Here is a 14,445-nt window from a genome sequence, read left to right on the forward strand (position 1 = left end):
GTATGAAAGAATAGTTTCAAAAGCACGTTTTACTGAATCGATACGGCACACGGCAGCTCTCTTGCATTGTAATTAAACCCGTTCTCGGTCCCACGAAACCGCTTAAATCTGATTTTGAAACACTCTCGATAATATATCAAATATTCTATAGTACTTATGTGTGGTCGAATCGTCGTTTCGGGTGTGAATCGAGGCAGACACCGATATGACGACGACTGACACCACCACAGCGAACCGATCGACCGAACAGTTCGAAGCGTATCTGGACCAACTCGCACGATCACACGGGGTCTCCGGGTACACGATGACGCCCGAGGGCACACTCGTCTACGCCGCATACGATGGCGGCGAGTACGATCTGCAGACGCCAAACGGCTCACTCACCGACGCCGATGGCGACCTCACGAACCCCACCTGGCTCCGGGACCGTGGCACACTCCTCGCATACCGCGACCAGGGTGGCACAGAGCAGTACGACCTCCTGGAAGTCGATCCCGAGAGCGGGTCGACGACGCCCGTCCTCAACGATGGGTTCCGAAATTTCCGTGCCCGTCAGCATCCGACGGTGTCGGATCAGGTCTCGTTCGTCTCGAACCGGAACCGCTCGCTGGACCTGTACACGGTCACGCTCGACGACGGCACCGTCACCAGACTCTCCGAGAGCGACGCGCCGGTGATGGGATACGCGTGGTCGCCCGACGGCACGCGGATCGTCTATCAGGCAGGCACCGTCGACGACGCCTGCCTCCGTGTCGTCGACCGTCGTACCGGACGAGACGACGTGTTCGTCGACGAACCCGACTCGGAACAGTCGTTCGCGTTCACCGACGACGGCCGCGGTGCTTGGGGGACAGATGGAGTCGTGTTCACGACTAACCACCAGACCGGCTACCGTGAACTCGCGGTCGCCGAACCCGACGGTGACTACACCCTCCGGTACGTGAACAACCGCGACAAGTACGACCCCCAGTGGACCGAGGGCGGTGATATCGTCTTCCTCGAAGCCAGCCGAGGCGATTGGAAACTGCGTCGACTCACCGAGGGCGCAGTCACGACCGTCGAGTCGTCCGGGATGAACGTGGACGTCAAGACCATCGACGGTGACGTCTATTACAGGCATTCGAACTCTGCGACCGACGGCGACCTCCACCGAGACGGTGACCCCGTGGTCACGGTGGGTCAGGTCGACGGTCCGACAGTCTCGCCCGAAGACGTCACCTACGAGTCGTTCGACGGCACCGAGATAGCAGCCCGGCTCTACATGCCCGACTGCGCTCCGGTCGGGGGAATCGTCAAAGCCCACGGCGGGCCGGAAGCACAGGCCTACAACCCCCTCGACCTCACCACACAGGCGCTCGCCCACGCCGGCTTCGAAGTCCTAGCCCCGGACGTCCGGGGGAGCCTCGGTTACGGTCGAGCGTTCCGGACGGCCAGCGACGAGGACCTCGGTGGCGACGATCTCACGGACGTGGTCGCAGCCGCAAGTTACCTCCGGGAGCGGGGGCGAGAGACCGTCGGCATCGTCGGGACCGCCTACGGCGGCTCCATGGCACTGCTGGGCGTCGGTGCGACCGACGCGTTCGACGCTGGCGCGAGTATCTGTGGTGTCGTCGACTGGGAGACTGCCGTCGAGAACACCAGGGGGGACACCGCCGATATGCTGCTCCGGAAGTTCTGTGGGGTCCCAGCGGAGAAACCGGATCTGTACGCCGATCGGTCGCCGATTACGTACGTCGACGACATCGACGTTCCGGTACTGATCGTCCAGGGTGGGAACGACCCCCGGGTTCCCCAGAGCGAGGTCGATCGACTCGTTGCGTCACTGCAGGAGCGCGACGTCGAACACGAGTACCTGCTGTTCGACGACGAGGACCACGACGTCGAGCGAACGGCGAACCGCGTCGAATACGTCACACGGACTGTCGAGTTCTTCGGCAGCACCCTCTGCGAGAACTAGCGACCGACTACAATGACTCCCACAGATCATACCGACGGCACTCACGATCATCGAACGGCACAGCCGACCGACACCGATCCAGTCTCACACCAGTCGATGTCGGTCTCCGAGATCAAATCCTGGTACGCGGACCACGCCGACTGGATGCACCGGTTCGAACGCGTCGACCGACTCCTCACGGGACGCTATCGCCGCCACCGGTTCGGCGACGTCGACGGGCGGGTGCTCGACGTCGCCTGTGGAACCGGGGCGAACTTCCGGTATCTACCCGAGTCGGCCGACCTCATCGGGATCGACATCAGTCCGGCGATGCTGGACAGGGCCAGCGACCAGCTCGCGGCGCTCGGCCGCGACGGGACACTCCAGGAGATGGACGCGCAGGCGCTCGACTTCGCCGACGACAGCTTCGATGCAGTGATCTCGGCGATGTCGACGTGCACTTTCCCGGACCCCGTCGCCGCGCTCCGGGAGATGGAACGGGTCTGTCGACCGGACGGTACGATCCGTCTCGTCGAACACGGTCGGAGTGACGTGGCACCCATCGCCCGCTGGCAGGACTGGCGGGCCGACGCCCACTACGAGAAGAGCGGCTGTCGCATGACCCAGAATCCACGCGAGGTGGTCGAGGCTGCGGGCCTGTCGATCCAGGACACCACGACAGGTCTGTTCGGGATACTCACGACCTTCGAGGTGGCACCCGACGGGAGTGACGAGAGATGCTAGCGCTCTCTGCCGACGCACTGGAGTGGATCGCCGTCGGGGCCCTCGTCACTGTCGCGGGCGCACTGATCAAGTTCCGCGGGTGGACGTTTCTCCTGGCCGGGTACGACGAGAGCGTCCCCGTGTCGGAGGACACGGTACAGAACGTGGCGGGGAACACTGTCCTCCGCGTCGGCATCGCCGTCTTCGCGTTCGGTGTCCTCCGAGCGGCACTGACTCTCCCGTCGTACCTGGGTGCGTTGATCGGGGCTGCAATCGTCCTGGAGGTGGCCCGAATGGTGTACCGGGTGAACGCCCAGCGCCCGGCCGCAACGTGAGGGCCACGGATCAGGAGAGATGGTCGAGGAGTGCGTCGGTCACCGCATCCCGTTCGTGGTGGACCCAGTGGGACGCATCGGGAAAGGTCCGTACCCGACCGGTAGCACAGTACTCCATACTTCGCTCGGCCATCGAGGAAACGAGCGCGACGTCGTCCTCGCCCCAACAGAGCAGCGTGGGCTGGGTGACGCTGGTACGGGGTGGCCGTTCCGATCTGCGGAACCCACGGTACCAGTGGATCCGTGGTCGAATACCGGTGTGCTCCCAGGCCGCTCTGTAGCGGTCGATCGTCCCCTGGTCGAACGTCCCGGGATTCGACGTCAGTTCGAGCGAGTCGACCATGTTGTCCATTCCGTTCCGGGCCAACAGCCACTCGGGCAGTTTCGGCAGTTGGTAGAACCAGACGTACCAGCTCCGGAGGAGCTGTCGGGGACTGGACCGAAGCGTCTCTCGATACACTGTCGGGTGGGGGACGTTGAGAATACCGAGTCGGTCGACGAGCGACGGGCGCCGGAGTGCGAGGTTCCAGGCGACGAACCCGCCGAAGTCGTGCCCGACGACGTGAGCCGACTCTCGGCCCTCGCTGTCGATCAGGTCGGCGACATCCGCGACGAGTTCCGAGAGCCGATAGGCGTCGATTCCGTCGGGGGCGTCGCTCAGATTGCACCCCCGCTGGTCCGGGACGACCACGCGGAACCCCGCGTCGACGAGGGGACGGATCTGGTCACGCCAGCCGTACCAGAAGTCGGGGTGCCCGTGCAGTAAGACGACCAGTGGCGCGTCCGGATCGCCAGCAGTGACGACGTGTAACTCGACGTCGTTTACCACCCGAGAGGAGGATTCGATCTCTATGTCGGCCACTAACGACGCGTCAGTATCGGGACGTGATCTCGTGACCGACATCAGTATCGACTCGAAGCCGCGACCGTGGTTGGATGCTGTCTATCGAACATCGTTGTCTCCTGTCGTAGACGAACATACGGTGCCGGGTTCCGTACGCCGATTGCCCCATCCATGGGGCTACTTATGTTCCGACAGCTCGGTTCCGACCGCAGCCTGCAGGAATTCGTCGGAAAGGTCGATAGACTCAGGTTGGTTCAGCCCGATTCACTGCTGTTTGGAACTGCACGGTGATCTGTTTTGTATACTAGCGAGACCGCGTCACTGGACGATTTCGCTGAATACCCGATGTTCGGCTTTGCGAAGGTGTTCGCCGACGGTTCCGGGCCTGATTCCGACGACGTCGCTGATATCCTCCAGTGATGCCTGGCGGGGCTCGTCGTAGTAGCCCAGCTCAACTGCGGTCTCCAGAACCTCTTCCTGTCGATCGGTGATCGTCCTGCTGAACGTCGACCGGTCGGATTCGTACTCACCTGTCTGGAGCACGTCGACGTCCATGTAGTCGACACGCTCGACGTAGTCGTACAGATCGCTGAACACCTCGTCGGTCCCGAGGTACGTGACCTTGAGCGCATCGTCGGCGGTGAACCGGATCGGGGTATCGAGTACCAGCGGCGACTCACGTTGGAGCTGCAACGACTTGCGAACCACCGCTGTCGGTTCGAACTGACTGACAGCCATCCAGGGGTCCTCTCCGGCAGTGAGATAGCTGCTGACGTGTGGGGAGCTCTCCATGATCTCGCTGTACTGTTCCTGATCGCCGCTCGCCTCAGCTAACAACAGGACAGTATCGTCGGTGAGCAACTCCACGTGATGGATCGCCCGGCGTTCGATGGACTGTGCGGCCGTCAACTCCTCGCCGAGCGGGTGGAATGCGCTCTCTCCCTTCGGCCTAACTAACAGGGTGAGATATCGCATACACCGCCTTCGACGGGCTGTAAGTAAACCACTGTGGAGAGCGATTACTTATATCCCACCACTGGTGAGGCAGTTCAGCTACTCGACCGAGCCGTGAACTGCAACCAGACGGGCGATGCAACAGCAACACCGTTCACCCGAAGATCAGTTCGTAGACAGTGTCGTCACAGCACTCGACGACGACGGGCTCGTCGGCCGGGAGTCACACGAGAACGCTCCAGCAGTCGTGGTCCGGGCCGACAGTGTCGAGAGCGTCCTCTCGACGCTTCGCTCCGAGGGAGGGCTCGACCACTGCTCGTGTGTGACTGCCCAGGAGTACGACGACCGCTTCGAGACGATCTATCACCTCACCAGCTACGATGATCGGACACGGGAGCTGTCGGTCGTCGTCCCGACGCCGAAAGACGAGCCGGTCAGTGAGTCCGCCACGTCGGTCTACCGAACGGCCGAATGGCACGAACGAGAAGCCTACGACCTCCTGGGGATCGAGTACGAGGACCATCCGGACTTGCGTCGCATCCTCTTACCGGAGACGTGGCAGGGGCATCCACTGTCTGACGACTACGACCAGACACAACCGCAGATCGTTCCCCTTCGCGAGAACGCGAACCCACTTGCCGAGGACCGCCGTGACGGGCCCGACACGATGCATCTCAACGTCGGGCCCCATCATCCCTCGACCCACGGGGTCCTCCACCTGAACGTGACGCTGGACGGTGAGACGGTCGCTGCTGTCGAGCCGGATATCGGCTACATCCACCGCTGTGAGGAGCAGATGTGCGAGAAGGGGACCTACCGTCACCAGATCATGCCCTATCCCGACCGCTGGGACTGGGGCGGTGCAGGGCTCCTCAACGAGTGGGCCTACGCCCGCACGATCGAGGATCTGGCCGACATCGACGTCCCCGAGTACGCACAGGTGATCCGGACGATGAGCGCCGAACTGTCGCGTATCCTCTCGCATTTCCTGTTCACTGCCATGTACGCACTGGACGTCAGCGGCGAGTTCACGGCGACGTTCATGTACGGCTTCCGGGACCGGGAGGTCGTCGAAGACCTGCTGGAGGACCTCACCGGCCAGCGCATGATGTTCAACTACTTCCGGGTCGGTGGTGTCGCGTGGGACGTTCCCGAACCCCGCGAGGAGTTCTTCGATGCCGTCCGTGCCTTCGTCGACGCCCTCCCAGCGAAACTCGGTGAGTACCACGACCTGCTGACGAGCAACGAGACGTTCCAGCTCCGCTGTGTCGGCACCGGCGAACTCCCGCCGGCGGTCGCAAAGCAGTACGGCGTCACCGGTCCAGTCGCTCGTGGGTCCGGCATCGACTACGACCTTCGTCGGGACGATCCGTACGGATACTACGACAACCTCGAGTGGAACGTCGTCACCGAGGCGGACTGTGATAATTTCTCTCGTGTCCTCGTCCGGTTACGAGAGATCGAGGAATCTGCAGCGATCGTCGAGCAGTGCGTCGACCTCCTCGAAGACTGGCCCCAGGACGAGCGTACTCTCCAGGCCAACGTTCCGCGGACGCTGAAGCCCTCGGGTGACTGCTACAGGGCCGTCGAGGGTGCGAAGGGTGAACTGGGGATCTACATCCGTGCAGACGGGACCGAGACACCTGCACGGTTCAAGATCCGCGGGCCGTCGTTCTCGAACTTGTCGGCGCTCTCCGCGATGGCCAAGGGGGAGTCCGTTGCCGACCTCGTCGCGACGCTGGGGAGCCTCGACACCATCATGGGGGAGGTGGATCGGTGACGATGTCGCCCTCGCTACGCACAGCCGTCGCTCGCTCGACCAGCCGATGTCCACGGGAGAGGCTAGTAGTATAGCCCCCTCCATCAGCGGTATCGACAGATGTAGTGGAATCGTTTCAGTGGGGGTGTACCCAACACAGGTGTATGAGTCACCTGCTCCCACAGAAACCACACGTGGACCGTCAAGAACCGGATTCCCGGATCGTCACTCTCGACGACGAGGATGCAGACGACGTATTTGCCACGCTCGGATCAGATATCAGCCGAGCCGTGCTGGCAGAACTGTATCGGAACCCAGCGACGCAATCAGAACTTGCTGAACGGGTCGACACCTCCATCCAGAACGTCGGCTATCACGTCGAGAAACTTCTCGAGGCGAACCTCGTAACCGTCGTCGAGCAGTGGTATTCGCAAAACGGTGTCGAGATGGACGTCTTCGCTCCGGCTGGAGCCCCGCTGGTCCTCGTCGCCGGCGGGCACGAACGGAGCGTAACGGTCGAGAACAACACGGTTTCTCCCACGGTAGACAGGTTGGCGAACGGTGACGACTGACGCCGCGTCAGGTGGTGACAGAGCAGGACGCCAGCAACCCGCCTCCATTCTCTCGACCACTGCAACCACTACAGTGACAACTTCAGTCACCAGCGGCCGATCGCCGCGCCCCGATCGAGGGGTGGTCTGTCCCTCTCACAGTCACCGCGAGTCCGTCGTCCGTCATCTCCAGGGCAAGCGATTCGAAGTTCGTTTCGAAGACGGTCCGATGATGACCATCGCCATCGTACTGCATCGCTGTCTCGACGAGCCCTGCCTCCTGGAGGGCATTCAACCGTCGATACACCGTCGCCCGGGATGCGCCACATTCGACCGCGATGTCACGGGCGGGCTTGGCCTCTGTGCTGATCGCTTCCAAGATCTGCTGTGCGTATGCTGCGTTGAGTCGTGTGAGGATCTCTCCCGACGGGAGCGTGTTGGCTTTCCCCTCTGAGTCCTCGGTAGGTGTCGTTCGGGTGACTGACATTGCCGTGCTCTGCGTAAGACTGTACCACGACAGCATCCCAAGCCTACTGTCAACTGACGTTGTCTCGTCAGGGGCCCCCTGGCTAGTAGTATTGCCTTGTGGCTCTGTGACATGGATGGAGATAGCTGTCACTACTACTGCCTGGTGTTGCGGTCGGTGAAACACGGAGTGGGGACTTAGATGCGATGCGAACCGACCAGAACAACTGTATGCGGATTTGTCGGCCCTCCGAACGACGTCGCCACCCCGCACCTCACCTAGACGCATCGCCCTCCGGCAACGCACGTCACCACCGTCTCAACTACCGTCCGGGTAGCCGAGGGAGGCCAGCGAGATGACTTCCGGCCAGTGTCCGGACTCGACAGCCACTCCCGCAACTGACGGCGGAACCGAGTCAGCTACCAAGCGGGAGGAACACACCCCCGACAGCGTCGCAGAACAGAACTGGTTACTGGAAACCGACGCCAGCGACCCCCGTCGCGATAGACAGGTGCTCGTCGTGGGAGATACCGTCGTCGGGCTCACACTCACCCGCTTGCTCCATCGGCAGGGCTACGATCCACTACTCGTGCGCCAGTCCAGTGGTTCTATCGCGTCGCGAGCGACGTTCCTCTCGCAGTCAGCGTGCAGTGTCATGGACTCGCTCGCGATCGACACAGCCTCGTCCGACCACGGGGTTCCAGTCCAACGGATCTCGTTCGAACAGGCCAGCATCTCGGCGGAGCCGTCGTCTGTCAGCTCGGTGTCCAACAGACCGAGTGATCCGGGGGCAGCTGTCGTGGATACGCAGTGGCTCACAGAGACCCTCGAAGCGACGCTTCCGGATCGACAGCGCAGTACTGATCGCGCTCTTGCCACGCTCTCGGCACGGGACGATGGCCTGGAAGTCGCGTTCGAGGACGGCATCACCGAGTGGTTCGACGTGCTCGTCGATGCCACTCTCGACGGCGTGGCTCGTCGTCTGGCACGCACGAAGGAGCCAGATACAGCGACGCTGGTACAGTACGAAGCGGTGGCCGACACGCAGCCAGTCGACTCGCTACCGGTTCGGGAAGTCTGGTATCCGAACGCGGTCGTGCAACGACTCCCCGTCGCTGGCGGCGAGGCAACGCTCGTCCGTCTCACGATCCCGCAGTTAGCAGTTGCTTCGGCCTCACCCAGCGACGTTTTCCACGCCCTGACCGACGAGAGCGCCCCTGAGATGGGGATCAGCCCCCCTCCTGGAGATGAGTGGGGGTCGACCAGTGTTCGTCAGTGCGTCAACTGTGGAGGGAGCGACCGGACACGGTGGGGAACCGATCGGGTAGTGTCCTGTGGCACAGCGGCCTATCCGACGGCGCCAGCGACCGGGTTTTCGATCTGGTTCGGCATCGAGAGTGGTCTCAGATTTCTCTCCGAACTGACGCGCGAGAACCGCTCGGTGTCGGAGGTGATCGATGCGTACACGCGCCAGCGCTACCAGCGGCTTCGCACGCTCCGAGAGACGGTACGTGAAACGAGAGACGACCACGCGTACCCGGCCCTGAAATCGGCCCCGGCAGTACTGGAGCGGGTCGCTGAACTCCGACAACTGACGCTGGGGTCGTTCCTCGATAGTCGGCTCCAGGCGGTCCGGTCGGCGGGCGCCAGCCCCGCTGACTGGTCCCGGTAGTCAGTCGGCCTCGCCGAACAGCAGTTCGAACGTCTGCTGCTCCGCGAGTCGGAGGTGTTTGTTGAACGTCGGCTGTGTGATATCCAGCCGAGTAGCGACCTCGCTCCCGTCGTGTTCACGGGGCCACTCGAAGTACCCCGCAGTGAGTGCTGTTCGGACCACCTCGAGTTGCCGGTCGGTGAGCGCTGCCCGGACCTGCTCGCTCAGTTCGGATGGTGTCCGGTCCTGGCGCTGGTGCTGACGCTGGGCGGTGAGTGCAAGCGACGGGGCAACGTCCCGAATCCGTTCGACGAACGAGCGGACATCTGCTTCTCGCGGGACCTCGACGAGGATGGTCGTCTCGCTGGGGTCTGCGACAGCCTCCCGGAGAATCCCCCCGTATTCGGCGATCGGGGAGCCGAACCAGTCAGTCGCATGCGCCTCGACCAGGGTCGATGCCGGCCCGTCAGTGACGATGTCGACTGCCCCGGGGAGGCGCTGTTCGGCGATCTCGACCACGTCGGTCGGTGCATCGCCTTCGAAACTGAAATAGAGGCTCGTGGAGCCCGCCTGTCCAGCAGCGGTTCGTTCGAGCCTGACGCGACAGTCCGCTTCGGTCGCCGCCTGCGCGAACGGGAGTGCCTCGCCGTCACCGCAGAACTCTAGTTCGACTGTCTCGTCGGATTCGAGGGCTCGGCGGCGCTCGATTGCCGCCAACGCGTTTGCGATGGTGGCGCCAAGTTGGGAGAGGACGTCGCGTTCGCGCTCGCCGAACTCGTTGGGTGATTCGGAGCCCACGGTCAACACGCCACGCGTGATGTCGTCGTAGGTCAGCGGGACCGCACAGAGGGACTGGTGTCCTTCGGAGAGACCGAGGCGCCGCCAGTCGTCCGCTGGGCCGTCGCCGACGAGCGAGTCCTCGACCTGCAGTTGGTCGCTCGTCCAGGCCTCGACTGCGGGGTGTGGATCCACAGTCTCACCTGCCGTCGTCAGATCCATTGATTCGACGTGTTGAGCCGTCGCCCCGACGATAGCGCGGGGGACGAGACGGTCGGATCCGGCGTCGACGCCGCCGATCCACGCCAGATCGTACGGACCCGTATCGACGAGGCGTTCACAGACTGCCTGTTCCACGTCGGCACTGCTCGAGGCCTCGGTGATCGCGGCCTCGACCCGCTGTGTGAGGCGGGCGATACGGTCCAGCCGCTCCGCTCGCTCTGTCTGTGTCCGAAGTTCCTCCTCTCGAGCGGCGAGTCGTCGCTGGCCTTCGAGATGGTTGAGTGCTGCCTCCAGCGTCGCAGCGAGCACGTGGGCGGCCTGCACCGACTCCGCACCCAACGACCCGTCGAGAGTGCCCACGAGGAGAGTGCCGTGGCTTCCGAGCGAGAGCGCGCGCCAGGCCGAGAGGCCCGCCAGTCCTGTCGTGGATCCGAACTCGGATTGCCCGCTACGAGAGCCCCGTATCTGTTCGCCTCCGTCGGATGTGACGCTCGTGCCAGCCGCGAACCCCTCCCAGAGTGGGCCCCCACCCGGACCGACGGGCTCGTCCCCCACATCCGAGGGGAGTTGACCGGCCAGCACCTCAGGTCTGAGGACGCCCTCGTCGTCGTCGTACAGGAAGGCCCCAACGGCAGGAAGATTGAGGGTCTCGGCAGCCGCCTCGACGGCTATCCGCGTCGCCGCTTCGGGCGTGTCCGCCGTGGCGAGGTCGTCGGTCGCGTCGTCGAACGAGGCGATGCGCCGCTCTCGCTGTTTCCGCTCGGTGACGTCTCGGCTGACGATCACGAGCCGTGTCTGGCCATCGTCCCACTCGGTCGGATAGTAGTCCGACTTGACCCAGCGGGTCGCTCCATCGTATCGACTGATTCGATACTCTCGGGAGTACCTGTCCGCCGCCGTTCCCGCTCGAACATCCGCGACGATGTCCTCGACGAACTGCCGATAGGCGTCTGCGTCCTGCGGATGGAGCGTGCTGAAAAACCCCTCGTCGTAGGCCTCGCTGAGTTCTTCGAGAGACTGCCCCCAGATATCCTCGTAGCCGGAACTCACGTACTCGGGGGCCTGTGATCCGGAGGTGATCGCCTCGGCACGCGTGATGAGGATCGCCTCGTCGATCCGGTCGAGGACCGCACGGAGTCGCCGTTCGCTCCGGCGTCGGTCCGTGACGTCCCGGTTGAGTGAGACGTACCGCTGTTCCCCACTGAGTTCGATACTCGTCCCTTTCACCTCCAGCCAGCGGATCTCCCCGTCGCTGGTCTCGACGGCCCACTCTGTCTGTCTAGGTCCGTCGGCGTCGAGGACCGTCTCGATGAACTCCTTCGCGCGGTCCATCGTATAGCCCTGGTCGGCCGGGCTGAATCCAGTGAGTCCCATCTCCAGTATCTCCTGGCGGTCGTAGCCCAGCATGTCACAGAACGTCTCGTTGACATCGACGAGTGCTGCCGTTTCAGGATCGTGGACCGTGATCGAATCGGTGACACCGTCGAAGATCTGTTCGTACTCCCGCTCACGGCGCTTGCGTTCGGTGATGTCGTACAGGAGTGCGACGATGCGTTGCTCGCCCGCGATCTCACCCGGCTCGTGTCTGGCTCGGACCCATACCGTCTCACCGTCGGCTGTCTCGAGAGCCCATTCGAACTCTTGTCCGCCTTCACGGGCGGACTCCTGGATCAAGCGTCTGGCTTCCTCAGCCGTGGCACCCTCGTCCGTGGCCTGGAACTCCGATAACGGTCGCTCGATGAACGCCTCGCGGTCGTAGCCGAGCAGGTCTGCCACCTGTCTGTTGGCGGTGACCACGTCACCGCTCTCCGGGTCGTGGACGACGATTCCGTCGCCGGCCATCTCGAAGATCTGTTCGTACTCGTGCTCGCGGCGCTTTCGCTCGGTGATGTCCTCGACGCGGCCGACGACGCGGTCGACGTCGCCACGTTCGTTTGTGATCGGGAATCGGGTGACGGTGACCCACCGCGTCTCACCGTCCCGGTCGATGCGATACTGGCCGTCGTACGTGTCCTGTGGCTCGCCGGCAGCCACCTCGTCGATCAGTCGCTGGACGTCGGCCTCGTATCTCGCACGGTCGTCCGGGTGAGCGACGTCGATGAACGACGTCGGTTCCTCGTAGATCTCCTCGACAGGCCGCCCGTAGATGTCCTCGTACGCCGGGTTGATGTACAGCATCTCGGAGAAGTCGGCCGTCGTGAGATAGACGATCTCGTCGATGTGCTCGGCGATGAGACGGAACCGACGTTCACTTTCGCGGCGTTCCCGAGCCTGCTGGACTCGATCGAGTGCCGTCGTCGCGTGTCGGGCGAGGATCCGTGCGGCATCGAGCGTGACTGCGTCGATTTGCCTGGGTCCCGGCGCTGCTGCGGCGACTAGACCGTGGCCGTCGAGCGGGATGAGTACGGTCTCTGCGGATTGCTTCTCCCGGGGCCCCGTTCCAGGGTCGATTACGCGTAGCTCCTCCGCTTGGTACGCATCGTACGGCACCGAACCAGGTTCGATCACATCTGATTCGGCTGATACTGCTGTGTGACCAGGCCCCGAACCGCTGTGTACAACCGGGGCCAGTTCCGGGCCGTCGTCCGTCGCACGCCAGCAGGTCGGCGCTGTCAGGTCGAGAACTTCCCTGACGGCATCCGTGACGGCCTCGTAGACGGCCTGTGCCGTCTCGGCAGTCTGGACGGCTTCGGTCGACTCGTGGAGGGAGCGGACCATTCGCTCACGCTGCTTTCGTTCCGTGACGTCGGTGTACCAGACGTACGCATCGGCGACGCCGTTCTCGGCCTCTCCAGCGTCGAAGTGGATTACGTTGAACAGAAACTCGCGGGTTCCACTCGCTGTCTGCCGTGGTGCGGTCGCGTTGACGCGGTCACCGCTCGCTGCTTGCCGTCGGAAGCGGTCGAAGTCGTCGTGTTCGTCCTCCGGAACGAGCATCTCGGCGACAGTCGCCCCGACGACCTCCTCGGCAGCGAACCCGAAGACCGCCTCGAATGCGGGGTTGACCTCTCTGATGATCGGTTCGTCGTCCTCGTCGAATCGAACCCGGACGACTGGGTCGGGGTTGTTCTCGAACAGTATCGACCGGCGGTCCCGTTCCTGTTCGAGCCGTCGCTCGTACTCGGTTCGTGCGGTCACATCCCGGGACAGGGCGAGGACACGGTCCTCCCCCGCAATGGTAGCTGGCGCCAGATTCGTCTCTAACCGTCGCTGCTCCCCGGCAGCAGTTTCGATCGTCCACTCGACGGTCTCGGCTTCCCCTGTCGCTGCGACACGCTGCTGTCGTTCGTAGGGTGTTCCCGACCCGAAACCGGCATCGGACACACTGAGTCCGCTGATACCCATCTCCAGCAGCGTCGCGCGATTGTATCCCGTCAACTCGGTCATCGTCTGGTTGACGTCGACGATCCGTTCGTTCCAGGGGTCGTGGACGGAGATGACGTCGCTGACGTTGTCGAACACCTGCTGGTACTTCCGTTCCTCTCGGCGGTGCTCAGTGATATCCACCGACGTGGTTAGCACTACCTCACGGCCACCGACGTGGACTGTTCGCAGGCGCGCTTCTGTCCACCGAACCCCGTCCTCGGCTGTCTGGAGTGGCCACTCGATCTCGATTTCCCCATCTTGCTCTGTCACACTCGAGACAACCTGCGTTATCCACTCGTGGTCGTATCCGGGGAGATCGGCAGTGAACTCGCCGATCCCCATCGACTCTACCCCCGCCCTGTCCTGGCCGAGTAGTTCACAGAGTGTCTCGTTGGCGTGAATCATCTCACCCGTCTCCGGATCGTGGAGAATGGCGACGCCCCCGACGTTATCGAATATCTCGCGCGCACTCCGCTGTGCGTGCTTCCGTTCGACCGCTGTCCGCAGGCGGTCTCCCAGTACACTCGGTGCTGTCTCGGCCAGCCCGCGCGGAAGCCACTCTGTCGCGCCCACCGACAGTACGTCCCCGATGTGTTCCTCGTCGTCGCCGTCCCCTATGACGACAACCGGTGTGTTCGGCCGTTCGGCCGTCCATTGGTGCACGATGTCGGCGGTATCGTCCTCTCCCGGGCCACTGCTCACGAGCAGGCAATCGGTCTCCGAAGTCGCGTCCGTCCAATGAGTCTCGGCCTCGACCGAGAGCCCGGCCCCCTGTTCCAATGCCGACCGAAGCGCCCCGTCCGGATCTTCCCCCACAAGCAGGAACGAAAACGAACGAGAGCTGCCTGCAAACATAGCTCC

The 14,445-nt window shown here is 63.3% G+C and carries 10 protein-coding genes; 6 read left to right on the forward strand and 4 right to left on the reverse strand.

All coding sequences use genetic code 11. The features are described from left to right. The first annotated feature begins 205 nt into the window (after positions 1-205). From Hhyl2_RS14300 to Hhyl2_RS14310, 3 genes are read left to right on the forward strand one after another with little or no spacing between them, the layout of a single operon-like run. Positions 206-1,957 carry a S9 family peptidase gene (locus tag Hhyl2_RS14300; RefSeq protein WP_483551442.1) on the forward strand — a complete coding sequence of 584 codons (1,752 nt, stop codon included), beginning with the start codon at positions 206-208 and terminating at the stop codon, positions 1,955-1,957. A gap of 12 nt (positions 1,958-1,969) precedes the next feature. Further along, on the forward strand, positions 1,970-2,680 hold the full coding sequence (locus Hhyl2_RS14305; protein WP_483551443.1) for a class I SAM-dependent methyltransferase: 711 nt from the start codon (positions 1,970-1,972) through the stop codon (positions 2,678-2,680). Then, entirely contained in the window at positions 2,674-2,994 is a 321-nt protein-coding gene (locus tag Hhyl2_RS14310; RefSeq protein WP_284010890.1) for a DUF3784 domain-containing protein, read from the forward strand. The genes Hhyl2_RS14305 and Hhyl2_RS14310 overlap by 7 nt, the downstream gene beginning before the upstream one ends. Before the next feature lie 10 nt (positions 2,995-3,004). On the opposite strand, the gene Hhyl2_RS14315 is transcribed toward Hhyl2_RS14310, so the two are convergent. After that, positions 3,005-3,898, reverse strand: coding sequence for an alpha/beta fold hydrolase (locus Hhyl2_RS14315; RefSeq protein WP_483551444.1), 894 nt, complete (start codon positions 3,896-3,898; stop codon positions 3,005-3,007). A gap of 258 nt (positions 3,899-4,156) precedes the next feature. Further along, positions 4,157-4,813, reverse strand: coding sequence for a helix-turn-helix domain-containing protein (locus tag Hhyl2_RS14320; protein WP_483551445.1), 657 nt, complete (start codon positions 4,811-4,813; stop codon positions 4,157-4,159). Positions 4,814-4,928: 115 nt separating this feature from the next. Here Hhyl2_RS14320 and Hhyl2_RS14325 point away from each other — a divergent pair, with 115 nt between their 5' ends. Both Hhyl2_RS14325 and Hhyl2_RS14330 read left to right on the forward strand, forming a co-directional pair. Next, complete coding sequence (locus Hhyl2_RS14325) at positions 4,929-6,572, forward strand: NADH-quinone oxidoreductase subunit D (RefSeq protein ID WP_483551446.1); 1,644 nt, start codon at positions 4,929-4,931, stop codon at positions 6,570-6,572. 143 nt (positions 6,573-6,715) lie between these two features. After that, positions 6,716-7,123 (forward strand): ArsR/SmtB family transcription factor, encoded by a 408-nt coding sequence (locus tag Hhyl2_RS14330; protein ID WP_483551447.1) that lies wholly within the window; start codon positions 6,716-6,718, stop codon positions 7,121-7,123. Positions 7,124-7,205: 82 nt separating this feature from the next. Here Hhyl2_RS14330 and Hhyl2_RS14335 read toward each other — a convergent pair whose 3' ends face one another. Beyond that, positions 7,206-7,589, reverse strand: a complete 384-nt coding sequence (locus tag Hhyl2_RS14335; RefSeq protein WP_483551448.1) for an ArsR/SmtB family transcription factor — start codon at positions 7,587-7,589, stop codon at positions 7,206-7,208. 334 nt (positions 7,590-7,923) lie between these two features. Here Hhyl2_RS14335 and Hhyl2_RS14340 point away from each other — a divergent pair, with 334 nt between their 5' ends. Next, the gene (locus Hhyl2_RS14340; protein WP_483551449.1) at positions 7,924-9,240 is read left to right on the forward strand and encodes an FAD-dependent oxidoreductase; all 1,317 of its coding nucleotides are present in this window, start codon (positions 7,924-7,926) and stop codon (positions 9,238-9,240) included. Here the strand turns inward: Hhyl2_RS14340 and Hhyl2_RS14345 are convergent, their stop codons facing one another. After that, complete coding sequence (locus tag Hhyl2_RS14345; protein ID WP_483551450.1) at positions 9,241-14,439, reverse strand: PAS domain S-box protein; 5,199 nt, start codon at positions 14,437-14,439, stop codon at positions 9,241-9,243. Positions 14,440-14,445: the final 6 nt, after the last annotated feature.

It is taken from the genome of Haloarcula sp. H-hyl2 (assembly GCF_056934385.1).

Bases quoted from the DNA above. Each gene is read 5' to 3' on its own strand.
- Hhyl2_RS14325 (WP_483551446.1), top strand. From the start codon at position 4,929: ATGCAACAGCAACACCGTTCACCCGAAGATCAGTTCGTAGACAGTGTC.
- Hhyl2_RS14320 (WP_483551445.1), bottom strand. From the start codon at position 4,813: ATGCGATATCTCACCCTGTTAGTTAGGCCGAAGGGAGAGAGCGCATTC.
- Hhyl2_RS14340 (WP_483551449.1), top strand. From the start codon at position 7,924: ATGACTTCCGGCCAGTGTCCGGACTCGACAGCCACTCCCGCAACTGAC.
- Hhyl2_RS14310 (WP_284010890.1), top strand. From the start codon at position 2,674: ATGCTAGCGCTCTCTGCCGACGCACTGGAGTGGATCGCCGTCGGGGCC.
- Hhyl2_RS14315 (WP_483551444.1), bottom strand. From the start codon at position 3,898: ATGTCGGTCACGAGATCACGTCCCGATACTGACGCGTCGTTAGTGGCC.
- Hhyl2_RS14305 (WP_483551443.1), top strand. From the start codon at position 1,970: ATGACTCCCACAGATCATACCGACGGCACTCACGATCATCGAACGGCA.
- Hhyl2_RS14330 (WP_483551447.1), top strand. From the start codon at position 6,716: ATGAGTCACCTGCTCCCACAGAAACCACACGTGGACCGTCAAGAACCG.
- Hhyl2_RS14345 (WP_483551450.1), bottom strand. From the start codon at position 14,439: ATGTTTGCAGGCAGCTCTCGTTCGTTTTCGTTCCTGCTTGTGGGGGAA.
- Hhyl2_RS14300 (WP_483551442.1), top strand. From the start codon at position 206: ATGACGACGACTGACACCACCACAGCGAACCGATCGACCGAACAGTTC.
- Hhyl2_RS14335 (WP_483551448.1), bottom strand. From the start codon at position 7,589: ATGTCAGTCACCCGAACGACACCTACCGAGGACTCAGAGGGGAAAGCC.